The 25,197-nt window shown below is 48.4% G+C and carries 30 protein-coding genes and 1 tRNA gene; 25 read left to right on the top strand and 6 right to left on the bottom strand.

The window, feature by feature from the left end; genetic code table 11:
- Positions 1-7 precede the first annotated feature (7 nt).
- From U0008_RS14340 to U0008_RS14255, 18 genes are all read left to right on the top strand, one after another.
- Positions 8-688 (top strand): HK97 family phage prohead protease, encoded by a 681-nt coding sequence (locus tag U0008_RS14340; RefSeq protein WP_043494336.1) that lies wholly within the window; start codon positions 8-10, stop codon positions 686-688.
- Between the two features lies 1 nt (position 689).
- Positions 690-1,850, top strand: a complete 1,161-nt coding sequence (locus U0008_RS14335; RefSeq protein ID WP_043494333.1) for a phage major capsid protein — start codon at positions 690-692, stop codon at positions 1,848-1,850.
- A 34-nt stretch (positions 1,851-1,884) separates the two neighbouring features.
- Positions 1,885-2,208, top strand: a complete 324-nt coding sequence (locus U0008_RS14330) for a head-tail connector protein (protein WP_193065875.1) — start codon at positions 1,885-1,887, stop codon at positions 2,206-2,208.
- Positions 2,208-2,549 carry a phage head closure protein gene (locus U0008_RS14325; RefSeq protein WP_043494331.1) on the top strand — a complete coding sequence of 114 codons (342 nt, stop codon included), beginning with the start codon at positions 2,208-2,210 and terminating at the stop codon, positions 2,547-2,549. The genes U0008_RS14330 and U0008_RS14325 overlap by 1 nt, the downstream gene beginning before the upstream one ends.
- Positions 2,546-2,992, top strand: a complete 447-nt coding sequence (locus U0008_RS14320; RefSeq protein WP_043494329.1) for an HK97-gp10 family putative phage morphogenesis protein — start codon at positions 2,546-2,548, stop codon at positions 2,990-2,992. Before U0008_RS14325 ends, U0008_RS14320 begins: the two co-directional genes overlap by 4 nt.
- Entirely contained in the window at positions 2,989-3,336 is a 348-nt protein-coding gene (gene gp17, locus U0008_RS14315; protein ID WP_043494325.1) for a tail completion protein gp17, read from the top strand. Before U0008_RS14320 ends, gp17 begins: the two co-directional genes overlap by 4 nt.
- Before the next feature lie 48 nt (positions 3,337-3,384).
- Positions 3,385-3,831 carry a phage tail tube protein gene (locus U0008_RS14310; protein ID WP_043494322.1) on the top strand — a complete coding sequence of 149 codons (447 nt, stop codon included), beginning with the start codon at positions 3,385-3,387 and terminating at the stop codon, positions 3,829-3,831.
- A 49-nt stretch (positions 3,832-3,880) separates the two neighbouring features.
- Positions 3,881-4,288 carry a phage tail assembly chaperone gene (locus U0008_RS14305; RefSeq protein ID WP_043494318.1) on the top strand — a complete coding sequence of 136 codons (408 nt, stop codon included), beginning with the start codon at positions 3,881-3,883 and terminating at the stop codon, positions 4,286-4,288.
- Complete coding sequence (locus U0008_RS14300) at positions 4,288-4,560, top strand: phage tail assembly protein T (protein ID WP_043494316.1); 273 nt, start codon at positions 4,288-4,290, stop codon at positions 4,558-4,560. Before U0008_RS14305 ends, U0008_RS14300 begins: the two co-directional genes overlap by 1 nt.
- Positions 4,561-4,641: 81 nt before the next feature.
- Complete coding sequence (locus tag U0008_RS14295; protein ID WP_043494313.1) at positions 4,642-4,980, top strand: zinc ribbon domain-containing protein; 339 nt, start codon at positions 4,642-4,644, stop codon at positions 4,978-4,980.
- Positions 4,981-5,031: 51 nt separating this feature from the next.
- Positions 5,032-8,292 carry a phage tail tape measure protein gene (locus tag U0008_RS14290; RefSeq protein WP_043494311.1) on the top strand — a complete coding sequence of 1,087 codons (3,261 nt, stop codon included), beginning with the start codon at positions 5,032-5,034 and terminating at the stop codon, positions 8,290-8,292.
- A gap of 14 nt (positions 8,293-8,306) precedes the next feature.
- Complete coding sequence (locus U0008_RS14285) at positions 8,307-8,903, top strand: hypothetical protein (protein ID WP_043494308.1); 597 nt, start codon at positions 8,307-8,309, stop codon at positions 8,901-8,903.
- Positions 8,903-9,487: a hypothetical protein gene (locus U0008_RS14280; RefSeq protein ID WP_043494304.1), complete on the top strand. Its 585-nt coding sequence runs from the start codon at positions 8,903-8,905 to the stop codon at positions 9,485-9,487. Before U0008_RS14285 ends, U0008_RS14280 begins: the two co-directional genes overlap by 1 nt.
- A 6-nt stretch (positions 9,488-9,493) precedes the next feature.
- Positions 9,494-9,892 (top strand): DUF6950 family protein, encoded by a 399-nt coding sequence (locus U0008_RS14275; RefSeq protein WP_043494302.1) that lies wholly within the window; start codon positions 9,494-9,496, stop codon positions 9,890-9,892.
- Positions 9,892-12,708: a phage tail tip protein J-related protein gene (locus U0008_RS14270; protein WP_080723957.1), complete on the top strand. Its 2,817-nt coding sequence runs from the start codon at positions 9,892-9,894 to the stop codon at positions 12,706-12,708. Before U0008_RS14275 ends, U0008_RS14270 begins: the two co-directional genes overlap by 1 nt.
- The gene (locus U0008_RS14265; RefSeq protein ID WP_147440552.1) at positions 12,705-13,724 is read left to right on the top strand and encodes a DUF6453 family protein; all 1,020 of its coding nucleotides are present in this window, start codon (positions 12,705-12,707) and stop codon (positions 13,722-13,724) included. The genes U0008_RS14270 and U0008_RS14265 overlap by 4 nt, the downstream gene beginning before the upstream one ends.
- 13 nt (positions 13,725-13,737) lie before the next feature.
- Positions 13,738-15,081: a phage tail fiber protein gene (locus U0008_RS14260; protein WP_151200928.1), complete on the top strand. Its 1,344-nt coding sequence runs from the start codon at positions 13,738-13,740 to the stop codon at positions 15,079-15,081.
- Between the two features lie 185 nt (positions 15,082-15,266).
- Positions 15,267-15,881 (top strand): helix-turn-helix transcriptional regulator, encoded by a 615-nt coding sequence (locus U0008_RS14255; protein WP_121626120.1) that lies wholly within the window; start codon positions 15,267-15,269, stop codon positions 15,879-15,881.
- A gap of 244 nt (positions 15,882-16,125) precedes the next feature.
- On the opposite strand, the gene U0008_RS14250 is transcribed toward U0008_RS14255, so the two are convergent.
- The 6 genes from U0008_RS14250 to U0008_RS14225 form a co-directional block, all read right to left on the bottom strand.
- Positions 16,126-16,524: a hypothetical protein gene (locus U0008_RS14250; RefSeq protein WP_004096324.1), complete on the bottom strand. Its 399-nt coding sequence runs from the start codon at positions 16,522-16,524 to the stop codon at positions 16,126-16,128.
- On the bottom strand, positions 16,515-16,934 hold the full coding sequence (locus U0008_RS14245) for a helix-turn-helix domain-containing protein (RefSeq protein WP_043495717.1): 420 nt from the start codon (positions 16,932-16,934) through the stop codon (positions 16,515-16,517). The genes U0008_RS14250 and U0008_RS14245 overlap by 10 nt, the downstream gene beginning before the upstream one ends.
- Positions 16,924-17,217 carry a hypothetical protein gene (locus tag U0008_RS14240; protein WP_035504242.1) on the bottom strand — a complete coding sequence of 98 codons (294 nt, stop codon included), beginning with the start codon at positions 17,215-17,217 and terminating at the stop codon, positions 16,924-16,926. The genes U0008_RS14245 and U0008_RS14240 overlap by 11 nt, the downstream gene beginning before the upstream one ends.
- Before the next feature lie 282 nt (positions 17,218-17,499).
- Positions 17,500-17,676, bottom strand: a complete 177-nt coding sequence (locus tag U0008_RS14235) for a YdcA family protein (protein ID WP_226930209.1) — start codon at positions 17,674-17,676, stop codon at positions 17,500-17,502.
- Positions 17,677-17,925: 249 nt separating this feature from the next.
- The gene (locus U0008_RS14230) at positions 17,926-19,089 is read right to left on the bottom strand and encodes a tyrosine-type recombinase/integrase (protein WP_043494282.1); all 1,164 of its coding nucleotides are present in this window, start codon (positions 19,087-19,089) and stop codon (positions 17,926-17,928) included.
- Between the two features lie 160 nt (positions 19,090-19,249).
- Positions 19,250-19,324: transfer RNA gene (locus U0008_RS14225), tRNA-Arg, on the bottom strand.
- 368 nt (positions 19,325-19,692) lie between these two features.
- Between U0008_RS14225 and ccmA the strand changes: the two genes are divergently transcribed.
- The 7 genes from ccmA to U0008_RS14190 all read left to right on the top strand — a co-directional run bounded on the left by ccmA (position 19,693) and on the right by U0008_RS14190 (position 25,193).
- Positions 19,693-20,313: a cytochrome c biogenesis heme-transporting ATPase CcmA gene (gene ccmA / locus U0008_RS14220; RefSeq protein ID WP_025797732.1), complete on the top strand. Its 621-nt coding sequence runs from the start codon at positions 19,693-19,695 to the stop codon at positions 20,311-20,313.
- A complete protein-coding gene (gene ccmB, locus U0008_RS14215; RefSeq protein ID WP_025797734.1) occupies positions 20,310-20,969 on the top strand; it encodes a heme exporter protein CcmB in 660 nt (219 codons plus the stop codon). The genes ccmA and ccmB overlap by 4 nt, the downstream gene beginning before the upstream one ends.
- Before the next feature lie 208 nt (positions 20,970-21,177).
- Positions 21,178-21,933 (top strand): heme ABC transporter permease, encoded by a 756-nt coding sequence (locus U0008_RS14210; RefSeq protein ID WP_043494279.1) that lies wholly within the window; start codon positions 21,178-21,180, stop codon positions 21,931-21,933.
- Complete coding sequence (gene ccmD, locus U0008_RS14205) at positions 21,933-22,172, top strand: heme exporter protein CcmD (RefSeq protein WP_025797738.1); 240 nt, start codon at positions 21,933-21,935, stop codon at positions 22,170-22,172. Before U0008_RS14210 ends, ccmD begins: the two co-directional genes overlap by 1 nt.
- Positions 22,169-22,675: a cytochrome c maturation protein CcmE gene (gene ccmE / locus U0008_RS14200; protein WP_043494276.1), complete on the top strand. Its 507-nt coding sequence runs from the start codon at positions 22,169-22,171 to the stop codon at positions 22,673-22,675. Before ccmD ends, ccmE begins: the two co-directional genes overlap by 4 nt.
- Complete coding sequence (locus U0008_RS14195; protein ID WP_043494274.1) at positions 22,672-24,645, top strand: heme lyase CcmF/NrfE family subunit; 1,974 nt, start codon at positions 22,672-22,674, stop codon at positions 24,643-24,645. Before ccmE ends, U0008_RS14195 begins: the two co-directional genes overlap by 4 nt.
- Positions 24,642-25,193 carry a DsbE family thiol:disulfide interchange protein gene (locus U0008_RS14190; protein WP_025797743.1) on the top strand — a complete coding sequence of 184 codons (552 nt, stop codon included), beginning with the start codon at positions 24,642-24,644 and terminating at the stop codon, positions 25,191-25,193. The genes U0008_RS14195 and U0008_RS14190 overlap by 4 nt, the downstream gene beginning before the upstream one ends.
- Positions 25,194-25,197 lie beyond the last annotated feature (4 nt).

Below are 25,197 nucleotides of genomic sequence, written 5' to 3'. Positions count from 1 at the left end.
GATAACCATGCCAGATATTAAAAAAACGCTGTCTTTTGAAGAGACCGAAATCAAGTTCACCGGCGATGGCTCGCAGGGGATTTTTGAGGGATACGCCTCTGTTTTCGGCAATGTCGATTCTGATGGTGATGTGATCCTTGCTGGGGCATTCAAAAACACGCTAGCGCAGCAGACGCGTAAGGTGGCGATGTTTTTCAATCACCGCGCTTGGGAAATTCCTGTTGGAAAATGGGAGGCACTACAGGAAGACACGAAGGGTCTCCTTGTTCGCGGGCAACTGACACCGGGTCATAGTGGGGCGAGCGACTTAAAGGCCGCGATGCTACACGGCACCGTAGAGGGGATGTCCGTTGGTTTTTCTGTCACCAAAGACGATTACACCCTGACCTCCAACGGAGGGCGGATCTTTAAAAATATCAGCGCACTGAGAGAAATCAGTGTGTGCACTTTTCCGGCCAATGAGCTTGCTGGCGTATCAGCAATAAAAAGCATCAATGGCATTGAAACTATTCGTGATGTCGAAAACTGGCTGAGGGATTCAGTGGGTTTGAGCAAATCACAGGCAGTGGGGTTTATCGCCCAGTTTAAGTCGGCTGTTCGGAGTGAGTCCGAAAACGATGAAAACAAATCAGAAATCTCAGCGCTTATTGCGCGCATTAATTCATTCCCTCAAAAGTTAGGAAAATAATATGTCCGAATTAGCACAAATCCAAAAAGCGATTGAAGACTCTCAGAAAAACATGCAGCAGCTTTTCGACGCGCAGAAAACAGAGATCGAGACGACCGGTCGGGTTTCAAAGCAGTTGCAGGACGATCTGTCCAAAGTGCAGGAAGAGTTGAAAGCAGCAGGCACACGCTTGTTTGATATGGAGCAAAAGTTTGCCTCTGGTCCAGAAAATCCGCTTGAGAAAAAATCATTCTCCGAGCGCGCTGCTGAAGAGCTGACTAAATCGTGGAATGGCAGTAAAGGGCACTTTGAAGCGCAGACGTTTAACAAGTCATTGGGCAGTGATGATGCCTCTGCCGGCTCACTTATCCAGCCAATGCAGGTGCCGGGCATCATTATGCCGGGATTGCGCCGTTTGACTATTCGCGACTTGTTGGCGCAAGGCCGGATCTCCAGTAATTCATTGGAATATGTGCGTGAAGAGCTGTTTACCAATAATGCTGCCAGCGTAGCTGAAAAAGCGTTGAAGCCTGAATCTGAAATCACTTTCAGCAAACAGACGGCCAACGTAAAAACTGTTGCACATTGGATCCAAGCCTCTCGTCAGGTGATGGATGATGCGCCGATGCTGCAATCCTACGTCAACAACCGCCTGATGTACGGCCTTGCTCTGGAAGAGGAGCGCCAGTTGCTGAATGGTGATGGTAGTGGTGATGATTTGGAAGGTATCAACAATGTGGCCACCGCTTACGATACCGGTTTGAACGTGTCTGATGATACGCGCGCCGATATTATCGCGCATGCCATTTTCCAAGTGACCGAATCTGAGTTTAGCGCGTCCGGTATTGTGCTTAACCCACGTGACTGGCATTCCATTGCCCTGCTGAAAGATAACGAAGGGCGCTATATCTTCGGCGGTCCACAGGCGTTCACCCAGAACATCATGTGGGGGTTGCCGGTGGTTCCGACGCGTGCACAGACCCAAGGTACTTTCACCGTAGGCGGTTTTGATATGGCCTCTCAGGTGTGGGATCGCATGGATGCAACCATCGAAGTTAGCCGTGAAGACCGCGATAACTTTGTTAAAAACATGCTGACCATTCTGTGTGAAGAGCGATTAGCGCTGGCTCACTACCGTCCGAAGGCGCTGATCAAAGGCACTTTCGCAGAACAAAACAGCTAAAAAAGGAAGGGCGGGGTAACCCGTCCTTATGCTTATGGCAATAGACGTTCTCGACGTTGTGCCTATTGAGGAACTGCGTCAGCACATTGAATTTGACGGCGATGACCGCGACGCTGTTATCAAACGTTACGCACAATCGGCGCTGGATTACTGCCTGCGCTGGTGTGATGAACCTCGCTGGAAAGTTGCTTCTGATCTGCCATCTGAAGTTATTAGTGCGATGCTTCTATATTTTTGTGATGCTTTTGAGCACCGAGGCTCACAAACGGAAGTTCAGCTTTATACCAACGAGCGGGCAGGGGATTTACTGTTTCTTGTTAGGAACTGGCGAGGTAGTGCCGAAGAGGAGACATCCTAATGGAACCAGGGCGATTTCGTCATCGAATCACTATTCAGAATTTTAGAACTGAGGAAATGCCATCAGGCCAAGAAAAAGAGGTTTGGTTTGATGTCGCCACTAATGTTCCTGCTGAGGTTAAGGGTATTTCTGGGCGAGAGCTCATGGTTTCTGGTGCTGAGATGGCCGAGGCGAGCATTAGAATATGGCTGAGATATCGTGCTGATATCAGCAGCGCCAGTCGAATTTTGTGGTCACCCAAAGGACAGCCACAGATGGCTTATGGATTAGCTGCTCCCCCTATTGCTAACGATAAGTTTACTCGCTTAGAGCTGCTGTGTAAGGGAGGCGTTAAGCCATGATTGACACCAATCTCGACTTTTCTGGGCTGCTCGATCTGTCGAAAGATCTCGAGGCTTTAAGTCGTGCGGAAAACCGCGGCGTTATGCGAGCGGCCACGCGTGCAGCGGCAACGGTATTTAAGGATGAAGCTGTTAAGCGAGCGCCCAAACGAACGGGAAAGTTAGCGCGCAACATCGTTGTTGTCACCATGCGCGATCGCGGCGGTGGCATTATGTCTGGCGTCCATGTTCGAGGAACAAACCCATCGACGGGCAACAGTGACAACAAAATGAAGGCCAGTAATAGAAATAATGCGTTTTACTGGCGTTTTGTTGAGCTTGGCACCTCAAAGCTGCCTCCTGCTCCATTTCTTCGTCCTGCCTTTGATGCCAAGCAGGAAGAAGCAACATCGGCAGCCTTTGATAAAGCGAATGAAGCGATCGATAAGGTGTTAGCGAAATGACTGAGGCAGATATCAAACCCTATCTTAAGCCGTTGGCGGGTGGGCAGGTTTATCCTTATGTCGTAAAACTCAATGCCCAAGGTGAACCAGCTGTATCGCCGCCGTGGATCATCTTCTCTCTGGTTTCAGAAGTTGATGGCGATGTTCTATGCGGTCAGGCTGAAACAGCTATCACTGTGCAAATAGATGCATACGCCAGCACCATTGATGATGCCAGCGCCCTTAGGCAACAGGTGCAATTAGCGCTAGAACCGCTAAAACCCGTGAATGTAAACCGTACGAGTGGTTACGAATCTGATACATCGCTCTATCGGGCAACGCTTGAAGTCCAAATATGGGAATAGCCCACAACAGCCACCGGAAGGTGGTTTTTTTATGTCTGGAGAAAACTCATGAGCAGTAAATATGAAAAAACGCAGGGTACAAAACTGTCCATCACTGACGGCCCTGCAACGGAAGTCGATCCCATTGGGGCGACGTGGCTTGAAGGGCAATGTGCCACGCGTGAAATCAGCTATACCGGCGGGCAAAAGTCAGATATCGATGTTACCACGCTGTGTTCCACCGAGCAGGAAATGACCAATGGGCTCGCCGCGCCGGGTGAATTAAGCCTGACCCGTAACTGGGCAGCGGATGATCCGGTTTTGGATGAGCTGGAAACCGCTTATGAAAATGATGAGCTGCGCGCTTTTAAGGTCACTTTCCCGTCAGGTAACGGCTACGCCTTCCTTGCTGAAGTGCGCCAAAACTCATGGTCTGTGGCAACGGCAGGCGTGGTGAGTGCTTCTTATACGCTTCGCTTGAAGGGCAAACCACAGCGTATTCACGCAACAAGCTAAGCGGCTCAGGCCGCTTTTTTAACGTTTAATTTTGAAAGTGAGTTCAATAATGAAAAATGCATTACGTGCACTAGCCCTTGCTCCCATGTCTGGCTTTCGAACCTCAGTCGTCTCCGTTCCTGAATGGGAAAATGTGTCGGTAAAATTACGTGAGCCATCGGGAAAGGCGTGGCTGGAATGGCGTCAGATTATCAATCCAGAGCAGAATGAAGACGAAGACTCACAGCCGCTGAGCGCCGCTCAGGTTGCTCATCGCAATATGCAGGCCGACGTTGTGCTATTTATTGATGTGCTACTCGATGACAACGATCAGCCCGTATTCACCGCTGAAGATAAATCTCAGGTCGAGGCCATTTATGGTCCCGTTCACGCCCGACTTCTGAAACAAGCGCTAGACCTTAGCACCTCATCGGCAACCGCTGAAAAAAAGTCAGAGACCCCGGCACTTTCTTCCTGATGACGCTTGCGCTTCGTCTGGGCAGAACGGTTCACGAATTAACGCAAACCATCACAGCTAGCGAGTTGAAAATGTGGATCGAGTTCGACAGATTAAGCCCAATTGGTGACAAGCGCGGTGATATACAGGCTGCGCTAGTCGCCTCATCGGTTTATCGCTCACAGGGTGGCAAAGCTACGCTGGATGATATGTTACTTCGCTGGGGGCCACAGCCAGAAGAGGATGACGGTGGATCTGGACTCGAAGATTTTCTGGAGAAACTGGCTGGGTAAAAATAGGGTGGCAGTTAATAATTGATTTGATGGAATCCACTGCTAATATATTGCTCATTATAAATCTAGAGGGTATATAGCGTGGAATTTATTCTCATAGCAATTGTTATTGGCCTGATCCCAGCGTTAATAGCTCAAAGTAAAGGGCGTTCATTTTTTGGTTGGTGGATTTATGGTGCACTTCTATTTATCGTCGCCTTGGTGCACTCAATAATTATCAAGAAAGATATAAAGCATGAAGAATCCGTCGAAATGGCTAAGGGTGACGTAAAGAAATGCCCTTATTGCGCTGAACTGATTAAAGTCGAAGCCGTAAAATGCAAACACTGTGGTTCTGATTTGATCGAAAAAGATGATAAACCAACAAAAACGGATGAGGAATATTTAGCTGAGGCAAGAGAGAGAGCTGGAATTTCCTAATCTTGAAATGAAAATACGACCCGCTTCGGCGGGTTTTTTTATGGGTGAATTATGGCAACTCTCCGTGAATTAATTATTAAGGTATCGGCGAATTCAAGTTCATTTCAAACTGAAATAGCCCGCGCCTCCCGTATGGGGTCCGAATATTACAAGACAATGGATCAAGGGGGGAAAAAGGCAGCCGCTGCAACCAGACAAACGCAGAGAGCGCTAAATGATCTCAATGCTGAATTAGCATCAATTAAATCCTCTGCCATGGGATTAGCCGGTGCGTTTGCGGGGGCGTTTGCAACGAGTGAGCTCATCCATTATGCCGATACATGGAATCAATTGAATGGTCGCCTCCGACTAGCTTCAACCTCAACAGAAGATTACTCCACTGCTCAGCGCGCACTTATGGATATAAGCCAGCGCACGGGCACGTCGTTGGAAGCTAACTCTGGTTTATATAGTCGCATTGCATCATCACTGCGCGATGCCGGTTATGCATCAAAAGACGTGGCCGCCGTTACCGAGACAGTGGCAACTTCACTTAAACTTTCAGGGGCAAGCACAGAAGAGGCCAGTTCTGTTATTACCCAGCTCAGCCAAGCATTGGGCTCAGGTGTTTTGCGTGGTGAAGAATTTAACTCCATCATGGAAAATGGTGGGAGGTTAGCGAAATTATTAGCCGATGGCCTAGGTACCACTGTCGGCGGCCTGCGAAATATGGCTCAGAATGGTGAGCTGACTACTGACAAAATTGTTCCATTACTAACGAATGTCGAACAACTCCGTAAGGAGTTTGAAACTCTACCCGCCTCAATAAGTGGTTCTGCACAGAAAGTCCAAAATTCTTTTATGGCTTGGGTCGGTGGGGCTAACGATGCTGTTGGGGCATCATCTGCCTTATCGGGAGTTCTAGATAGCCTCGCGGGTAATATTGATACTGTTGCTAATGTAACGGGAGTGCTGGTCGGCCTCGGTGTTGCACGGTATTTCGGCAATATGTTCACCAGTGTAACTGCTGCAACCAAATCAGTGATATCTAATGCTGCAGCAGAGATTGCGTTAGCTCAAGCACAGGTGAGAGCCGCTCAGACTAACGTTGAGGCTGCGCGTGAAACTGTATACCGCGCACAACAAGCAAAGTCAGCTGCTGTATCAATAGAGGCTCAAATATCAGCAGAGCGCAGATTAGCAAGTGCCCAATTATCGCTAAATAATGCAATAAGCGGGCGATCGGCTGCGGTTGGGCGTTTAACAGAAACATCCTCTGCAATGTCAAAACTTGGTGGTGGCGTGTTAAGTCTTCTTGGCGGGTGGCCTGGTGTAATATTGGCTGCCGGAACTGCCATGTATGGGCTTTATCAGCACACGGAACAGGTCCACAAAGAGGCGGTTGGTTTCGCTAGTAATCTGGATGAGATTAACAGCAAGCTAAAAGAAATGTCAGTTGCGGGGCTAAAATCTACCGCTGTAGATGCGCGCACTTCTCTTGCTGCACAAAAAGAGGATCTCGCCAGCCTTGATGAAAAAATCAAGCAAACGCGCGATAGCCTGAAAGCCATGCAAGACATGGAAAAGCAGTACGATGAAAGTCCTATGTTGGCACGCATCAATAATTTGATGTCGGTAGAGGAGCTTACAGCCAAGCAACGGTCAGCTACCGACCAGCTGAATAAGCTTGAGTATGAACGCGAGCAAGTGGCGGCAAAGGTTTGGGGAACCCAGAAGCTAGTAAATGATGCCAGTGATCTAGCCGCAAAAAAAGCGGTAGAGCAGGCTGGGGCAATCTCAACGCTAAAGGGCGCCTATGATTTACTTAATCGCTCCATGGGCGTCAATGCCAGTCTCAAAACTCCCCAGTATGCTGGACCAGTTGTTTCAACTGCATCAGCAACCCCTCAGCAGTCCACCGCGGTAGAACGTGCTCGCAGAGATAATGAGCTTGCTAGTTTATCTGGTCTGGAAAAACTTCATCGCCAGCATCAGTACGAGGCTGATGATTTAAAGCTGACTGGCGCACTCTATACGCAGTATATCTATAACAAGGATCAGGCCGCTCAAAAAGATGAAGCAGCAGCATTGGCCAAAAAAGATAGCACAGCTGCTACAAACGCACAGAACAAGGCGGAAAACTCTGCTGCAAAAACAGCTGAACAATATAGCCGTAAGATTGCTGATCTGAGTATCGCAACTGAAGTACAGCGAGTACGTGCTACGCAAGGCGAGAAAGCCGCTGATCTGTTTGCTGCGTCTCATGAAAATGGCGCAAAGTGGACCGATGAGCAGCGTAAATCCCTCAAAGCTTCATCAGCAGAACTTGCACGTTGGACGCAGCGAGCCGATGAAGCCGTGCGTAAGCAGCATGAAATGAGCGATGCACTAAAAGACCTTCGTGATGCAACCCGAAAATATCAGGATGATGCGAGCCAAATCTCTGAAACGAGAGGGATGGGAGATCGTGGTCGAGAGCAATATAACGAGCGCCAACAGGTAGAGCGTGTCTTCGATAAAACGGATAAGGGATCTGAGGCGATTGCTGCAAGGCAGGCGGCATTGGATGCTTTAGACAAAAAATATCAGGAATCCGCGGCCGCTGAGGCTGACTGGTTAGCAGGATCACAAAAAGGGTTATCTAACTGGATGGATACCGCTTCCAACTATGCCGATCAGACCGCAAGCCTCGTCAGTAATACCATGAGTGGTTTTGTTGATACGCTGTCAGGTGCTTTAAGTGGTAATAAAACCAGCTGGGAAGACTGGTCAAAATCCGTTCTACAGTCGATGCAAAAAGTTATTCTCAATGCAATGCTTGTCAACAGCATTAAAGGTCTGGGTGGCGCAGGCTTTATGAGCATGTTCGGCGGCGGCGCTTCTGGTGCTTCTGGTGCTTCGGGTGATGCTGGTGGCTTGTTTAGCAGTGGGGCTTTCGACAATCTCACCCTTAATGCCAAAGGTGGAGCCTATGCCTCTGAGGGATTGAGCGCACATAGCAACACCATTGTTAACACCCCAACCTATTTTGCCTTTGCTAAAGGCGCTGGGCTCATGGGAGAGGCGGGGCCAGAGGCAATCATGCCATTAACGCGCTCAGCGGATGGTTCTCTGGGTGTGAGAATGGTCGGTGGGGAATCTGCCTCTGGCGTTGGTGGCGATACCATCATTCATCAGCATTTCACTATTTCGGGTAATGGTGATGCCGCCTTGCGCCAAGCCATGCAAGAGGCAGCGCATAAAGGTGCGACCGACGGCGCTAAAAAGGCCCGTCAGGAAATGTTGCAAGATTTTCAAACTAGAGGCCAAGGCCGCCGCCTGCTAGGGGTTTAATAGAGGAGAATACCATGGCAGACATATTTGAATGGCCTGCTGATATCTGCCCCACATCGCTGACATGGCGCCCTGAAAGTAACACAAAAACATTTCGCTCCCCCTTCAATGGAAGCTCTCAAACGGTTCGTTTCCCGGGTACGCGCTGGGTTTGCTCATTGACGTTGAACAATCTTACGGATGAACGTTCCCGTCGTATCGATGCTTTGGTCGCGGCGCTCGATGGCGAATATGGCAGGGTGAAAATACGTGATTGGGGGCGGGCTGGCAGGCCGCCACTGGGTAAACCGTTAGTGTCCGATGCTGATCAGTCAGGTACGCAACTTCATAGTAAGGGATGGACGCCAAACAAAACCGTTCTGCTTATCGGTGACTATATTACCGTCAATGGTGAGTTAAAGATGGTGACAGCCGATATCAAGAGTGCAGCAGACGGCACGGCCATTATCCAGATTGCGCCGATGTTACGCAGTGCGCCGGTGCTAAATTCCCCGATTGAGGTTGAAAAGCCCTATGGAGTTTTCAAACTTAAAGATAATCAGCAAGGGGCTGGCAGCCGTGTACCCGGTGTTTTTACCAGCTACACCCTAGAGTTTGAGGAGGCGTTCTAATGATGTATTCCCCGTTTTCTGCATCGATGGTTGATTGGCTATCTAAGGATCGGGTTACCGCGGTTGTTGCTGCGAATGTTCAATTCGAATCAGGTACAGCGTATGTCCATTCAGGCACGGGGGCGCTCATTCTTGGCGGCGCGGTGTATTACGGCATGGGCAGTATGGGCGCGATAGACGATGTCGGTGAAACCAATACAACCAGCCCAAGCCAATTAAAAATGACGCTTTCAGGTCTGGATATGGCGATGTTTGCTAAGACATTGAATGAACGCGGCGTCGGTCGCCCTGCGGAAATTTATCTGGTGGTGATTGATGATCAGGGTGCGCCTCAAGTGGCAGACCTGATTTTCAAAGGAAAGATATCAAGCACGGGGGCGACGGCTGGGGAGACAAATGCGCTGCAATATACGGTAAGTAATATCTTCGAGGATTGGCAACGGCCATTTCCCGATCGCTACACCGATGAATCTCAACAGAGTGCGGCGCCGGGCGATCGCATTTTTCGCTATGTGGCGCAGATGTCTGAACGTTCAATTTTCTGGGGCAGCAAAAAAGATGCGCCGGGCTTCACTTATTCGTGAGGGAGTATGAAGCATAAAGACTGGCATAACCGATTAACGACAGTGCTCAAGGCCGCTACCCAGCGGTCTTTTTTATGGGGCGAGCATGACTGTTGCCTATTTGCCGCGGAGTGTGCCGAAGCGATGTGTGGTGAGGATTTTGCCAAGGATTGGCGAGGGACATATCGCGACGAGCGTGGCGCTAAAAAGGCGCTACTCCGTGGTGGTGGTTCTCTTGAGAAAGTGCTGGCGCGTTACCTTGATGAGGTCCCCGTGAAGCTGGCGCAGCGGGGTGATATTGCCATTGTGGAAAATGTAGGTTCACGCTGTGCTGGGGTTATTTATGCTGGCGCAGTATGGGTGCCGGGTGAGTCTGGCCTTGTTTGTCTTCGTGTAAAACCCATCAGCGCATGGAGGGTTCGCTAATGCCTGCCGCTATTCCTATCATTGCCGCCGTCGCCGCTGGCGTTGCCGCAGCAAATGAAGCCTATGCGATTGCAATGATTATCACAGTGGCCGCGCAGGTCGCCACTCAAGTATTAACGAAATCGCCCTCCATTGATTCATATCGCACACCGCAAGAGCGTAAGCAGGTGCTTCGTGCCGCCGCCAGCGCGAAAACGGTGGTTTACGGAAAATGTATATCAGCCGGCACGTTGTTTTTCTCTGAAGAGCAGGCCGGCGATCAGACGGACGGTGAATTATTACATCTTGCCATCACATTGGCAGGGCATCCCATCACAGGGATAGGCTCGGTATTTCTCGGTGACGACAATATTACGTCATATGGCGACAGCGCATCCTATGAAGTGCATATAGACCGACAAACCGCCGATCCATATATGCTGAAAAACTGCCCGTCGTGGAAAGAGGACATGATAGGTAAAGGGATTTCATGGCTGCGCTTAACCCTTAAATTTGACGCTGAAAAATTTCCTTCCGGTATCCCGAACGTGACCGTTGAAAAGATGGGGCGAAAAGTTTACGACCCACGCACCGGCACCACGATTTATACCAGTAATGCCGCGCTATGCATTCTCGATTACTACCGCAGCTATTTAAAGGTTTCTGACAGCGATATTAACTGGGATCAGTTTCAAGAAGCGGCCAATATCTGCGATGAGTCGGTGAGCAATGCCGACGGCTCCAGCGAAAGCCGCTATACGCTCAATGGTGAGTTTGATCTGAGTGAGAACAAGGCCAGTATCCTTGAGTCCATGGTATCCGCCTGTTCGGGCGAGGTCACATATATTGCGGGTAAACATGGCCTCATTGTCGGTGCGTACTATGGTCCTGCTACAGAAGTAATCACCGAAAGCCAGTTGGCGGGTGATATTGAAATCATGCCTGAGGTATCACAGTCAGAGAAAGTGAATACCATCAAGGGGACGTTTATCGATCCCCTGCAAAAGTACACTGAAGTTGATTTTCCGACAGTCTCGGTTACGGAGTGGATAGCCGAAGATGGTGTAGAAATATCTCAGGATCTAAAGCTACGTTTCGTCACATCTGAATATCAGGCGCAACGCTTGGCTGATATCAAGCTCAAACGCACGCGCATCTCAAGAACGATGAATATTTCGCTCAATCTCAGCGGCTACCGTTATCGCCCTGGTATGTACGTGAAGGTTAATTTCCCGTCCCTCGGCATTATTGATACGGAAATGCGCGTAACGGATTGGAAATTTGGACTACAGACAGGCGTACAGCTGACACTGAAGCAGGAAACGTCAGAGGTATGGGGGGACGCAATAGGCAAACCAATTGAGCGACCTCCGTTTACCGATCTTCCTACTGGCGGCGTTGCGCAGCCGCAAAGCCTGAAATATACCGTAGAGGAAATAGGGCAAGTAGTTCAAGGTGTCTTGTCTTGGCAGAATATTGGTCAGTTTGTTTATAACAAGGTCATTATTCGCCGTGGTACTGAAATGGTGTTATCCGTACAGGTCCCGGGCAATTTCACGCGGTTAACCGGATTGCCACAAGATAGCTATACCGCGCATGTTATCGCCGTCAATCAGATGGGGGCAGAGTCGCCGGAGGCACTATTAGAGTTCAACATCAAAGCACCGCCAGCACCGTCGAAAGTTGATGTGACACAGGGGTTCTTCTCGGTCACGCTGATCCCGAGACTTGCTACGTTGGTAAATGTCTCGACGCAGTTTGATTTTTGGACGTCAGGTGAAACACGACTCCCTAACGCCAATACGTCCACCGTTGAAGCGAATGCAACTCGCGCTGGCATGGGTACGACGTGGTCAAGCCATGAGCTGAAAGCTGAGCATACCTATTACTGGTATATCAGGACGATAAACGCCTTTGGCTCATCCGCATTCATTGAAGTTGCGGCCTTGTGCTCAATGGACTCAGGTGATCTTAACGATTTAATCGATGAGGCTGTGCGCGGTTCTGATGCGTTCCAGAATGTGCAAAATGGGGTTGATACCAATCTGGACGGCATTCTGCAGGACGCGCTTGCAAATCACGGCACTGTTTCACGTCAATTTGAACAGTATGGCGCAGTACGGGCTGAAATATTAACCATCACGACAACTATCGCCAGCGTGGATCAAGCACTTTCGCAATTGACCACGAGCGTTAAGTCTCAGTTTGATGGTGTAAACGCACAAATTATTCAGCAGCAAACGGCCATCGCGGATAACAAAAAGGCGATTTCTAGTCTCGATAGTTACGTGCAAGCGCAGATAGGGCCTGACGGCAGTTTAACATCCTCCGTAAACCAAAAAATGAACGCTGAAGTTAAGAGTGATGGTACAGCGAAAGCGTCATACACCCTGAATATGGGCATAGTACGGAACGGGGTGAAATATAACACCGGTTTTGGCATGAGTATTGAACCTTCTGGCGGTACATACAAATCCACGGTGGTATTTGCCGCCGATCAGTTCGGGATTTATTCAGGGAGCGATCCGGGTAATTATCAGGCGGCCTTCTTTGTTGTTAATGGGCAGGTCTTTATTAAGGATGCACTCATCCAAGCCGCCTCAATCACCTCAGCAAAAATAGCCAAGGCTGCTATTGGGTCAGCCAATATTACCGACTATCTCCAGTCAGATGACTATGTCGCGAAGAACGCAGGGATACGCATTGGCTTTAGAACAGGATCTATTGAAATCAATAGCACAACACCAGGACAAGGCGGGGTCATTATCGATTCTACGGGGATAGCGACATTCGACGAGAATAATATTCGCCGAACGAAACAGGGGAAAATTCGATGAGCAATTATGGAATATCAATTCTCCCATCGATAACCAATAAGGAAATGGATATTTCTGCCGGAAGCCGCTCAATGCGGTTTCTTGGCATTTATGGGACGGCACAAACCAGTGATCAACAGAAAGGCTATCGCGCCTACATTGATATCAAGGGGCGCACAGCCGGTTCGCAGGTATATATCGTACCCATCAAGATAGGCGCGCCTTATCAGGATTCAGTCTCTACGATTGTTGGCCTTGATTATGTCAAAAGCTACTGGCTTGAAGGCGATCGACTGTGGCTTCAATACACGGGCGTTAATGATTTAAAAAGATGGAAATTTGCAGAAATCGCCGTTTTTGAAGTCACCGCCGCCAGCGCCTATTCAGGTGAGTATGGCATCGTCCTGCAAGATGCGACTAATTATCTAGAAATATCCGATGCAAACAGCGCGGGCTGTTGTGTCTGGGCGGGGCAGGTCACGATTTCAGGGAGTTGGTCAGCGCCAGCAGATATCCCGATGCGTGATAACTGCGTGATATTTGCGAATTGGAGCAATCCCAATGTGGCGCTGGGCTATAACAATTCGTCAAAAACCATCTCTTGTTATGGATTGAATGGCGCTTCAGCGAGTGTCACTGCGCGCATTGCTATTTTCTCATCGGGATTCTTTCCAACGCCGCCCGAGTATGGTTTTGCCATTTGGAACGCTCAGGGACAATGCACTTTCTCATCTGATTATCCACCTCTACTTATTGCGGGTACGGTCAGTTTAGCGAGCCGCCAAAATGTATGGGTGAGCACGCCAGTATCACGGCCATTGGTGCCCGTATCGAGCGCGGGTGTAGTGAAGGGGGCCAGTGTTGGTAATGGGTATAGCTCAACGTTTTACTGTGGAATACGCATGAGTGGTAATCAAATATGCGGAGGGCCGACTTACAAAACAGGGATGAACACTGAAAGCTCTTACACCTTTCCCGATGGCATCTCCCCGATTGCTTACCCCATCTTAGATGCAGACAATTATTTTACATTTTAATTAAGAGGCCACTATGTCAGCCGGAACAATAACGCTAACGCATAACTCAGCGGCAGTAACTGGGGCGGGAACGGCATTCACCACGGACTTAAAAGCGGGGGATATTATTGCCTCCGTTGTCGGCGGCGTTACCTATACGTTACCTGTGAAAACAGTCAATAGCGCGGCAAGCGTAACACTGATTAAAAATTATGATGGTCCGACGCAGGCTGGCGCAGCATGGTATGCCATTCCGCGTGATGCCATGAATGCTATTACCGCGCAGCTTGCAGCAGATACAGCGCAGGCACTGCGCGGCCTAAATTTTGATAAACAGAATTGGCAGCAGGTCTTTAGTGGTACAGGGACTATCACCGTTAGGCTTCCCGATGGGAGCTCATATACGGGGCCAGCATGGAATTCGTTTATAGTTGAACTTGGTAAAAAAGCCAATGCAGGTGATAACAGCGATATTACAAGCATCTCCGGGCTAAAAACTGCACTCAGCATTGCGCAGGGAGGGACTGGCGAGAAAACTCCAGGTATGAAGTTGTTAGGTGGCCTAGGGCTGAAAAGTAATTCAAGGTTTCTAACGACGACTGGTTCATATATCCCCGGCGAGTTCGTTCCTCAAGCGGTTTATGACAGTCGCTCTATCGTCGGGTACGCAAATATACATAACTGGCCGTTGGGCATCAGCGCAGGTGTTCAGAGTGGGGCGAACGGCACCGATCAGTCGGGAGTCATTTCTCTATTAACAGTGAGAGGGTGGCCTGATGACTCGGGTATATCCGCATCATGTCAGTGGTTCATGGGAGCTACAAAAGCAGGTTATAGATATCCAGGATACAATTCGGTTGATGCGGCATGGTACTTGAGAACTGAGTATTTATGGTGCACTAGGACAACAACAGTTGATTCAAATGGGTTCATTAAAAAAGCATCGCCTGTTATTAAAATCTTCAGTGATGGGAAGTTTGAAACAAATAATGAATCAGAAGGTGCGCAGGTGACCCGCGAGGGTGTTGGTGTTTATCGCATAAGTAATATTCTCGGCCCACACTCAGATAAAGCATGGGGCGGTATTGATGGAGGTTTTGAAATCCCCAAAGATCGCAATGGTCAGCGTTTGCTTTGGCTTGATTATGAAGTCGATGCTGATGGTTCTATCTTGGTAAAAACTTATCACCGAACTTACCCAGAAGCTCCAGCATTTGCCAGAAATATCAAAGACGGATATGAAGAAAGCGATCCAATTGATATACCGTCTGACCAGTTCCTTTCCGTTCGTGTAGAAATGCCACAGGACTCGATCTGGAATCTGGCACAAAAAGCAGCGCAAGAAGAAATGGCACGAGAAGAAATTGCAGAAGAGTAATTAGGTTTGCGCCGGAGCGTATGCAAGACTCCGGCGCAGTGACAATACCAGAGTGACTCTATTGTGGTGACTGTTTATTATTTTGATGATATAGGTTCTAACGCTATAATAAGCAAAGGTTTGCCTGCTGGTTTCAAAACTAGCTTGGTGGATTTATGCTGATTCGATGTATAAAGGAGGTGGGAGTGCCTGCAGAGATTAAAGTATACCTTGAGGATGCTAATCAAGCCTATAGCTCCGGTGTGTGGTGCCTATTAGAGGAAATCTTCACTGAAAATATGGGGATGCTTCTGAAACGGATTGATGGAGTTTCAGCAACAGTTGCATTACGTGATGCAGATATCTATGTAACACCATTCAGTGCAGGAATAGACCGAATTTGCGCTTATATGTTTAGTCATCATAAAAAAAATTTCCTTCTTATTGGTATTAGTATAGGACAAAATTTGCCGATTATTGAGAACCTATGCCCATGTTTACAAAGCGTTTTTATCCGAAGAGTTGACTCTGTTGAGCAAGTTCGTCATAAGGTGTCTCAAGCTTGGACTATATCAAACGAAAAAAAAGAAGAAAAATGCCGTTCATGCTGTCGCTTATTATTAACTGCAGGTGAAAAACGTGTAATCCATTATTTATATAGGGGGTTTAGTGTGTCTCAAGTTGGTAATATTCTAGGGATAGGAATGAAAATGGCAAGTCAAAGAAAACGGGAAGTTATGAGGAAGTATAATTTGCACTCTGACGTAGAACTGTGGAATTTTCTTAACAAATGGCGAGAATATTTAATTCCTTCTGAATAATGCTCCCACCACTCTAGCGAGCTTATGTTGAGTAAGTTCGAAGGAAATCCGAAGTATTAGAAAAATCAGAGTGTATATAACAGACCGGCGCAGTGACAATACCAGTGGATCGCTAATGCGTTTAAGTGATTCAGATGGATATTGTCAGGCGCGGATTGTACGGATTAAATCTAAGATAGCAATGCGGATGATTCTTTGAGTTATGAACTGGGTAATAAAAACCCCGCTCGCTGGCGGGGATAGGTCAATTCATGGGGAGGGAGATTCCTTTAATCCCAGATTGTACAAGCAGTGTATCGGCAAAGAATTTGAAGTAAGTTTTCATGAATGATGAGAAATACCAAGTGTTATCAATAAGAAAATCTGCATCTATTTTTTCATCTTTTGGATATGTGTAAACCATTTTGATATCCATTTTCAACGAAAACACTTTGGCAGAACTCTCAGAATCATAGCTATATCCGTAGGGGCTAGCGTTAACAACAATCACCGATAATTCCGGATTGGAAAGCAGATGACCTCCAGCTTCAAAATTTAGGTTACCATATTCAAAAGTAACATCTCCGCCATAAGAATCTCCTATGCGCATAATTGAGCTGTTAATTACTGATGCTTCAATAAGTTGTAATTCACTTAGTAACATTTTGTTTGGTATTCCGCATTACTGGCTTTAATAGTAATCTTGATGGTCTGTACAGGATTTGTTCTGACATCACTCATGTTCCATGCAAGCTGTTTTAATTCAGGGGCAACAACATGTGAAACATCAACCCCCTCTCTTAGTATGACAACTTTCGCAATTGCTCCTAATGCATATGCCATATCAGAAAGAGTTTTGAGAGTCATATTTCTAGAGCCGTCAAGCAACTGGCACACATGGGCTTTAGATTTCCCCATCTTTTTAGCAAGTTCTGACTGTGAAATGTTCGCATCCTGCATTGCCAAAAGAAGATCCTCGGTTGTGTTGAAAATCAGGCGTTCACACGCCATCTCTCGCTCTCCAACCTCAGGAAAAACAAAATCTTCATCATTAAACATATTGTTAGCAATCATCACAGCCCCGCTCGATTCTTTCCCAGTTATTTCTTACCTTTTGAACGTCTGCATCATCAAGTCGATCAAAGTCTTTGTATATATAATGACTCATGAAGAATGTCATATCATGTCTGTCAGATTCCCAGTAATAACCTCTAATTGGGATCTTTTTTATAGCCCAGAAATTTTTTGCTGGCTTACCATTCAGTGATGGCAACACCCCTTCCTTGCGAGCACTTAAATCAGGTGTTCTCTTTCCAGAAACTAGTCGTTCAAGCTGCAGAGTGAGAGATATCAGCATACTTTTCTGCTTCTTTGCAGGAGTTACACTTTTTAGGGACTCACTGAGGGACTTCAATGCTCCCTTGCAATGCACTATGCGATGACACTCACCCTGTATAGAGCCTTTCAATTTATCACCACCTAAGAGTTAATATATATATTAACTTGCAGAATACAAGCCAGTTTGGCAGAAAATGCTGATTCATCGCTGATTACAATGCCTAGCGAGTTCAAACTTAGTTACCCCCCCTAGAACGTATCCTCAGGCCTCCGGGATAAACCAGTCTAAGGTTGGCCTCAATCAGCGGCAAATCTTTTTCGATTTACTAATCGTCCCATCGTTACAAACGAACTGCCCGTCAGTTGTACAATGAGATATGCCACCTTTAGAGCCAGAGCAAGGCTTACGCCCACGGCTCGCGTCAGCTTGAAGTGATAGAGTCAGACCGATAATTAACACTGCTAATACTTTGAACATATATAATTCCATTTAATCGCCATATAACTACTTTGAGTTATTAGGATAACTTAAGCATTATGTAGTTCAGATATGTTAATTCTTCCAGCGCTGGACAACCGATCAGCAATCAGTCGTCATAAAAGAAACACGAGTTCGGATGCTCGATCCCTGCATCAACATAATCAATCGCTCTCTTGAGCGCCTTCATCAGCTCCTCAGCTTTATCCCGCCTCATCACTATCTTCTGGTCTGGGAACTCAACAGCACCTATCCAGCAGTTACTCCTGAGTCTATCCAATCAGCCCACCACTGCATCATTTCTCGCCGCTTTTCAAGATACTGCGCGTGGTTATAAATTCCGCGCACAGAGTGTTTATCTGTATGAGCAAGTTGACGCTCTATCGCCTCGGATGGCCATTCATGCTCGTTTAGAATTGTACTGAACTGGTGACGGAAGCCGTGACCGCTTGCCAATCCTTCATAACCAATTTGACGGATGACTAGCAAAACAGCATTTTCACTTATCGACTTACCTTTATCATTTCTTCCAGCAAAAACAAACGGCGACACTGGTTCAGTGATTGGCTTTAATGTTTTTAGCAACTCTACAACTTGCCGTGACATAGGTACGATATGTGGCTTACGGTTTTTCATGACAGATTCGTCAATTGTTATAAGCCCTGAAACAAAATCGATATTTGACCATTGCATCGACCTGAGTTCTTTCGTTCTCAAGGCGGTATATTGCAGGATCATGGTCGCAATCTTTGAAACTATACTTCCTGAATACCCAGCCAGAGCATGATTGAATGCGGGTATTTGATCTGCAGGTAGAAATGGGAAGTTTTTCTTTCTGTAGCCTTTCATAGCATCAGCGAGATCTGGAGCTGGGTTGTATTTTGCTCTACCAGTCACAATGGCATAACGAAACACCTCCCCACAACGACGCCGAGCCTTGTTTGCTCTCTCCATGGCCCCACGCTCCTCAATTCTTCGCACTACAGATAAAAGTGTCATGGGTTCGACTTCGTCTATCTCCATTGCTCCTATGAGTGGGAGAATGTCGGTTTCAAACATCCGCTGTAATTCTGTTGCGTACCCCTCAGACCAAACCTGACGCTTGTGAGCGTACCATTCCTTATAAATGGCTGAGAATGAGTTGTTCTTTTCGCTCTTCTTTTTTGATTTAACGGGGTCTATACCATCGGTGATGTCTTTTCTAGCAAGATAGGCTTTATCTCTAGCTTCCTGTAACGACATAAGTGGATATTTACCCACGGTTAAAATCTTTTCTTTGCCATCTAGCTTGAAGCGTAACTGCCATACTTTTTTTCCAGAAACTGGTATGTAGAGGTACAGGCCATTGCTATCGAGCAAACGATAGGGCTTGTCTTTTGGCTTCGCTGCTTCAATCTGTTTAACCGTAAGCATGGGTAAAATTCCGGTGAGTAAATTTCTTTACTCGTTTTTTACCCGCCAAAGTGTGCGGCTGTCAACGATTTAATACGAACTATTACGAACGGTGATTTTACTGAAAGGCTTATTCTGTATGGGTTTGATGAACTTCTGCGGATGGTGGCGAACGATATAATGGTGTCCCCTGCAGGAATCGAACCTGCAACTAGCCCTTAGGAGGGGCTCGTTATATCCATTTAACTAAGAGGACAACGGCCGTCATTATACGCATTTTTATCAATAGAATAAGTGTGGTTGGTGTTGATTGCCTGCTTTGTCACCAATCTTGTGAAGTTTTCCTCGTAAAGCGCGTTACTTTCTCTTTTCGATATTCCCCCATGTTATGTGTTTATGAAATATATTAATCAAATGTAACTCGCCGTAACGCTGCATCGGTGGAGAGGGAGGCGTGCTAATCTCACTATTGGCGGTGCTCTGCTGGATGGGGTGTGATATCACTCCTTGATCTGACGCGGAATTTTACCTCCATGTGGGTAGTTTTCGCACAGGCTGCGGGGTACGAGCTGTTATAGGCTTATGATATGATGTGCTATCTCGATTTTAGGAATACATTCTTCGATGCTGAATATCTCCCTTCTAACCTGTAGCCGTGACGAGCGAGTGCTGTTTAGCCAGCTTAGTTTTCAGGTTAATGCGGGTGAAATGGTGCAAATAGAAGGCCCCAATGGGGCAGGAAAAACCACCTTGCTACGGATGATTGCCGGACTGTCTCAGCCTGAAAGTGGCGATATTCAGTGGCAGCAAAAATCGATTCGTAAACAGCGCGAAGAGTATCAACAGCAGATGATTTATCTTGGCCATCAGGCCGGGGTGAAATCGGTGTTAACGCCGTTCGAAAACCTCGCGTTTTATCAAGAAGTGCAAGGCGATAATAATCAAGATGCGATTTGGGACGCACTGGCTCAGGTTGATCTTATCGGCTATGAAGACGTTCCCGTTGCCCAGCTTTCTGCCGGACAGCAGCGCCGAGTTGCGCTGGCGCGACTCTGGCTGAGTAAAGCCAAGCTCTGGATTTTAGACGAACCGCTTACCGCCATTGATAAATCCGGCGTGGCGAAGTTGATCGCACTGTTTGAGCAACATACGCGCTCGGGAGGCATTATTTTGCTGACCACGCATCAGGATTTGGATTATCGCATGCGTAAGTTGCGCCTAAGCGGAGAGGAAACGGCACTATGATCATGACCGTTTTGCGCCGCGAGCTGAAAATTGCCTTTCGCAACGGCGCTGAAATTATTAATCCGCTGTGGTTCTTTTTGATTGTCATTACGCTGTTTCCATTAAGTATCGGTCCTGAACCCCAACTGTTGGCGCGTATCGCCCCAGGCGTGGTCTGGGTTGCGGCTTTGCTGGCGGCGTTACTTTCGTTAGAACGATTGTTTAAAGACGATTATCTGGATGGCACCCTAGAGCAACTGATGCTCACGCCATCTCCGCTAGCGTTAACGGTGTTGGCAAAGGTATTGGCCCATTGGCTGGTGACAGGACTACCGCTGCTAATCCTTTCTCCGTTAGTGGCGCTATTGCTCTCTTTTGATATGGCAACGTGGTGGGCTGTGGCATTAACGCTGTTGCTTGGCACCCCGACGTTGAGCTTTATTGGTTCGATTGGCGTTGCGTTAACGGTTGGATTGCGCAAAGGCGGCGTTTTGTTGAGCTTGCTGGTGCTGCCTCTTTATATACCTATCCTGATTTTTGCGACGTCGGCAATTGATGCGGCTTCGATGGGAATGCCTATCGGTGGGTATTTGGCCATTTTAGGCGCGATGCTGGCGGGAAGTATTACGCTGTCGCCTTTTGCTGCGGCAGCTGCGCTTCGGGTTAGCGTGCAATAGCGTATTCGGTAAAGCCGAATTCAGCTATTAACAAAACCTTTTTGTTTGTCGCTAGTATCATGCGTCAAACTAACGAACGAATATGTATTGCGGTATGAAAGTAGATTGTCTGAAAAGAGCCTGCAAGCAGTAGAAGACAGCGCCTTTTTGTGGGGTTTCGGCAGTGACGCCGAGACAAAAATTTTTCGTTTTGTGAGCATAAATCTCAATGTGGAAATGGCTACATCAGCTTGCCAAGCCTGAGCGGCTTTATCATCTTTGCGGTAAGTTCGTCCCGTGGCTTGGATTAGCCGGGGCGGTATGCCTGTTAGTGGGTTGGATCTGGGGCTTTGGCTATGCGCCGTCCGATTACCAGCAGGGTAATAGCTATCGCATTATGTACATCCATGTGCCTGCGGCTATCTGGTCGATGGGGATCTATGCCTCCATGGCGATTGCGGCGTTTATCGGTTTGGTCTGGCAGATGAAAATGTCCGATCTGGTCAGCGCGGCGATGGCTCCGGTTGGCGCGGTGTTTACCTTTATTGCGCTGGCGACAGGATCGGCTTGGGGCAAACCGATGTGGGGAACGTGGTGGGTTTGGGATGCGCGTTTAACCTCCGAGCTGGTGCTGCTGTTCCTCTATTTAGGCGCCATTGCGTTGTATAACGCCTTTGAGGATCGCCGTACTGCTGGTCGCGCCGCCGGTATTCTGGTTCTCGTTGGCGTGGTCAATCTGCCGATTATTCATTTCTCCGTTGAGTGGTGGAATACCCTGCATCAGGGATCGACCAATATGCAAAATACCATTGATCCGAGCATGCGCTATCCGCTGCGTTGGGCGATCTTCGGCTACCTGTTTTTCTTCATCACCTTAACGTTGATGCGTTTACGCAATTTAATTTTACTGCAAGAGCGTAGACGTCCTTGGGTAAATGCGTTAGTGAACCCTCGCCTAAGAAATCAGCCTAAGGAGCGTTCCTGATGAGCCCAGCATTTTCCTCTTGGCAGGATTTCTTCGCGATGGGCGGTTATGCCTTTTACGTTTGGCTTTCTGTTGCCGCAACGCTTATCCCATTACTTTTATTGGTTTGCCATACCCAGTGGCAACGCCGCCAAATTTTGACTGAAGTTCGCCGCCATCAGGCGCGTGAACAGCGAATGAAACAAGCGCAGGGTCAGCAGCGCGCTTCGTCAGCTTCACAAGGAGAGCAATCATCATGAATCCGCGTCGTAAGAGTCGCCTCTATCTGGCCATTGTCGTTTTACTCGGCTTGGCAGTGACGATCACTTTGGTGCTTTATGCATTGCGCTCGAATATTGATCTGTTTTATACGCCAACGGAGATCCTACAGGGTAAAGGTGAAAACCATGAGAAGCCTGAAGTGGGTCAGCGTTTGCGTATTGGCGGGATGGTGATGCCTGGGTCGGTGAAACGCGATCAGCAAAGCCTGAAAGTCTCATTTAAAATCTACGATGCGCATGGCGCTATTGGTGTGACTTACGAAGGTATCTTGCCGGATTTATTCCGCGAAGGGCAGGGCGTCGTTGCACAAGGCGTGATGGGTGAAGACAACGTGGTGCATGCCAAAGAAGTGCTGGCAAAACACGATGAAAAATATACGCCACCTGAGGTAAAAGAAGCGATGGAGCAAAACCATAATCGCCCAGCTGAGTCCTATCAGCAGAATAGTGGCAATGCGAATGCGGGGAGCCCGCAGTCATGATCCCTGAAATTGGCAATTTCCTGCTATCGCTCTCATTAGCGCTCTCCGTATTGCTGAGCATTTATCCGCTATGGGGTGCAGCGCGGCAAGATGTGCGCATGATGTCAGTGGCGCGTCCATTGACCTATGGTTTGTTCTTTAGCATTGCGATTTCATTTGGTTGTTTGGTGTATGCCTTTATTACCAACGATTTTACGGTTTCCTACGTTGCGGCAAACTCGAATACCCAGCTTCCGGTCTATTACCGCATCGCAGCAACGTGGGGCGCACATGAGGGATCGCTTCTCCTCTGGGTGCTGCTGTTAAGCTGTTGGACGCTGGCCGTGGCGCTATTTAGCCGCAGCATGCCGCAGGACTCGGTGGCACGCGTGCTGTCGGTGATGGGGATGATTAACGTCGGCTTCTTGCTGTTCATTATTCTCACCTCCAACCCCTTTACGCGCACGTTACCGAACTTCCCTATTGACGGCAGCGATCTGAATCCGCTGTTGCAGGATATTGGTCTGATTTTCCATCCACCACTGCTGTATATGGGCTATGTTGGATTCTCGGTCGCCTTTGCGTTCTCCATTGCGTCACTGATGGCGGGGCGCTTAGATACCGCATGGGCGCGTTGGTCACGTCCGTGGACGATGGCAGCATGGATTTTCCTCACCATGGGCATTGTTTTAGGTTCCGCTTGGGCCTATTACGAGCTGGGCTGGGGCGGCTGGTGGTTCTGGGATCCGGTAGAAAATGCTTCCTTTATGCCATGGCTGGCGGGTACGGCGCTGCTGCACTCGTTGGCGGTAACTGAAAAACGCGGGACGTTCAAAGCGTGGACGGTGCTGCTAGCGATCACGGCTTTTTCTCTGTGCCTGTTGGGGACGTTCCTTGTACGTTCCGGCGTATTAGTTTCAGTGCACTCATTCGCTTCCGATCCGGCGCGTGGAATGTTCATTCTGGCCTATTTGGTTATCGTCATCGGTGGCTCATTGCTGCTGTATGCGGTCAAAGGTGCGCAGGTTCGTAGCCGCACGCAGCACGAGGTGTTTTCACGCGAAACCTTCTTGCTAGGAAACAACGTGCTGTTAGTTGCTGCCATGCTGGTGGTGCTGTTAGGGACGTTGTTGCCGCTGGTGCATAAACAGCTTGGCTTGGGCAGTATTTCTATCGGTGAGCCTTTCTTTAACTCGATGTTTACCTGGCTGATGGCGCCGTTCGCGCTGCTGCTAGGCGTTGGACCGTTAGTGCGCTGGCGTCGTGATGAACCGGCTAAGTTCTGGAAACGTTTGTTGGTTGCGATGGTTGTAACTGTGATCCTTTCCGTGCTGCTGCCTTGGCTAATGCAGGACCGCGTTGAAGGGATGACGGTGGTTGGTCTGCTGATGGCAATCTGGGTAGTGATTCTTACGCTGATGGAATTGCATGAGCGCGCTACGCATCGCCACGGTTTCTGGAAGGGGCTGACTAAACTGCCTCGTAGCCATTGGGGCATGGTGCTAGGCCATTTGGGCGTTGCCGTGACGGTAATTGGTATCGCCTTTAGCCAAAGCTACAGCATCGAGCGCGATGTACGCATGAAGTCTGGTGATAGCGTCGATATTCACAATTATCACTTTGTGTTCCGCGATGTGCATGACATCAAAGGCCCGAACTATACCGGCGGCGTGGGCATCATTGATGTTACGCGCGACGGCAAGCCAGAAGCCACGCTGCGTGCCGAAAAGCGTTACTACGCGACCGCGCGCAGCATGATGACCGAAGCGGCTATTGACGGCGGTTTAACCCGCGATCTGTATGCGGCATTGGGTGAAGAACTCGATGACGGCGCGTGGGCTGTGCGTCTTTATTACAAGCCTTTTGTACGCTGGATTTGGTACGGCGGCGTGCTGATGGCGATTGGCGGCGTGTTATGCATGCTCGACCCGCGCTATCGCTCAAGCCGTAAAGAAAAGGCACAACAAGAGAAAGCGGAGAAAACAGCATGAATCGCAAGCTGCTCTTTATCCCGTTAGTGTTATTTATGCTGCTGGTGCTGGCGTTTGTTATCCAGCTACAGCGCAACGCGGGTGGGGAAGATCCCACCATGCTGGAATCTGCGTTGATCGGCAAACCTGTTCCTGAATTCAAGCTGGAATCGTTGGATCAGCCGGGCAAAACCTTTGACCAAGGCGTGCTGCACGACGGCAAACCGATGTTGCTGAACGTATGGGCCACATGGTGTCCAACCTGCTATGCCGAGCATCAGTATCTGAATAAGCTGGCGGCGAAAGGGATCCGCGTCGTTGGGCTGAACTATAAAGATGACCGCCAGAAAGCGGTCAAATGGCTGAATGATTTAGGGAATCCTTATGCGTTAAGCCTGTATGACGGCGACGGCATGTTGGGTTTGGATCTCGGCGTTTATGGCGCACCTGAAACTTTCCTGATCGATGGTAATGGCATTATTCGCTATCGCCATGCGGGCGATCTCAACGATCGCGTATGGCAACAAGAGATCGAGCCTTTATACCGCCAATATGAAGGAGCTAAATAATGCG

It is taken from the genome of Hafnia alvei (assembly GCF_034424155.1).
GTDB lineage: Bacteria > Pseudomonadota > Gammaproteobacteria > Enterobacterales > Enterobacteriaceae > Hafnia > Hafnia alvei.
This window is presented reverse-complemented; position numbering and strand designations above follow the sequence as displayed.

Bases quoted from the DNA above. Each gene is read 5' to 3' on its own strand.
- U0008_RS14240 (WP_035504242.1), bottom strand. From the start codon at position 17,217: ATGCTGATATCTCTCACTCTGCAGCTTGAACGACTAGTTTCTGGAAAG.
- U0008_RS14335 (WP_043494333.1), top strand. From the start codon at position 690: ATGTCCGAATTAGCACAAATCCAAAAAGCGATTGAAGACTCTCAGAAA.
- U0008_RS14195 (WP_043494274.1), top strand. From the start codon at position 22,672: ATGATCCCTGAAATTGGCAATTTCCTGCTATCGCTCTCATTAGCGCTC.
- U0008_RS14265 (WP_147440552.1), top strand. From the start codon at position 12,705: ATGAGCAATTATGGAATATCAATTCTCCCATCGATAACCAATAAGGAA.
- U0008_RS14300 (WP_043494316.1), top strand. From the start codon at position 4,288: ATGACGCTTGCGCTTCGTCTGGGCAGAACGGTTCACGAATTAACGCAA.
- U0008_RS14275 (WP_043494302.1), top strand. From the start codon at position 9,494: ATGAAGCATAAAGACTGGCATAACCGATTAACGACAGTGCTCAAGGCC.
- U0008_RS14250 (WP_004096324.1), bottom strand. From the start codon at position 16,524: ATGTTACTAAGTGAATTACAACTTATTGAAGCATCAGTAATTAACAGC.
- U0008_RS14245 (WP_043495717.1), bottom strand. From the start codon at position 16,934: ATGATTGCTAACAATATGTTTAATGATGAAGATTTTGTTTTTCCTGAG.
- gp17 (WP_043494325.1), top strand. From the start codon at position 2,989: ATGACTGAGGCAGATATCAAACCCTATCTTAAGCCGTTGGCGGGTGGG.
- ccmD (WP_025797738.1), top strand. From the start codon at position 21,933: ATGAGCCCAGCATTTTCCTCTTGGCAGGATTTCTTCGCGATGGGCGGT.
- U0008_RS14320 (WP_043494329.1), top strand. From the start codon at position 2,546: ATGATTGACACCAATCTCGACTTTTCTGGGCTGCTCGATCTGTCGAAA.
- U0008_RS14210 (WP_043494279.1), top strand. From the start codon at position 21,178: ATGTGGAAATGGCTACATCAGCTTGCCAAGCCTGAGCGGCTTTATCAT.
- U0008_RS14270 (WP_080723957.1), top strand. From the start codon at position 9,892: ATGCCTGCCGCTATTCCTATCATTGCCGCCGTCGCCGCTGGCGTTGCC.
- U0008_RS14280 (WP_043494304.1), top strand. From the start codon at position 8,903: ATGATGTATTCCCCGTTTTCTGCATCGATGGTTGATTGGCTATCTAAG.
- U0008_RS14325 (WP_043494331.1), top strand. From the start codon at position 2,208: ATGGAACCAGGGCGATTTCGTCATCGAATCACTATTCAGAATTTTAGA.
- ccmE (WP_043494276.1), top strand. From the start codon at position 22,169: ATGAATCCGCGTCGTAAGAGTCGCCTCTATCTGGCCATTGTCGTTTTA.
- U0008_RS14330 (WP_193065875.1), top strand. From the start codon at position 1,885: ATGGCAATAGACGTTCTCGACGTTGTGCCTATTGAGGAACTGCGTCAG.
- U0008_RS14235 (WP_226930209.1), bottom strand. From the start codon at position 17,676: ATGTTCAAAGTATTAGCAGTGTTAATTATCGGTCTGACTCTATCACTT.
- U0008_RS14340 (WP_043494336.1), top strand. From the start codon at position 8: ATGCCAGATATTAAAAAAACGCTGTCTTTTGAAGAGACCGAAATCAAG.
- U0008_RS14190 (WP_025797743.1), top strand. From the start codon at position 24,642: ATGAATCGCAAGCTGCTCTTTATCCCGTTAGTGTTATTTATGCTGCTG.
- U0008_RS14285 (WP_043494308.1), top strand. From the start codon at position 8,307: ATGGCAGACATATTTGAATGGCCTGCTGATATCTGCCCCACATCGCTG.
- ccmA (WP_025797732.1), top strand. From the start codon at position 19,693: ATGCTGAATATCTCCCTTCTAACCTGTAGCCGTGACGAGCGAGTGCTG.
- ccmB (WP_025797734.1), top strand. From the start codon at position 20,310: ATGATCATGACCGTTTTGCGCCGCGAGCTGAAAATTGCCTTTCGCAAC.
- U0008_RS14310 (WP_043494322.1), top strand. From the start codon at position 3,385: ATGAGCAGTAAATATGAAAAAACGCAGGGTACAAAACTGTCCATCACT.
- U0008_RS14290 (WP_043494311.1), top strand. From the start codon at position 5,032: ATGGCAACTCTCCGTGAATTAATTATTAAGGTATCGGCGAATTCAAGT.
- U0008_RS14260 (WP_151200928.1), top strand. From the start codon at position 13,738: ATGTCAGCCGGAACAATAACGCTAACGCATAACTCAGCGGCAGTAACT.
- U0008_RS14305 (WP_043494318.1), top strand. From the start codon at position 3,881: ATGAAAAATGCATTACGTGCACTAGCCCTTGCTCCCATGTCTGGCTTT.
- U0008_RS14230 (WP_043494282.1), bottom strand. From the start codon at position 19,089: ATGCTTACGGTTAAACAGATTGAAGCAGCGAAGCCAAAAGACAAGCCC.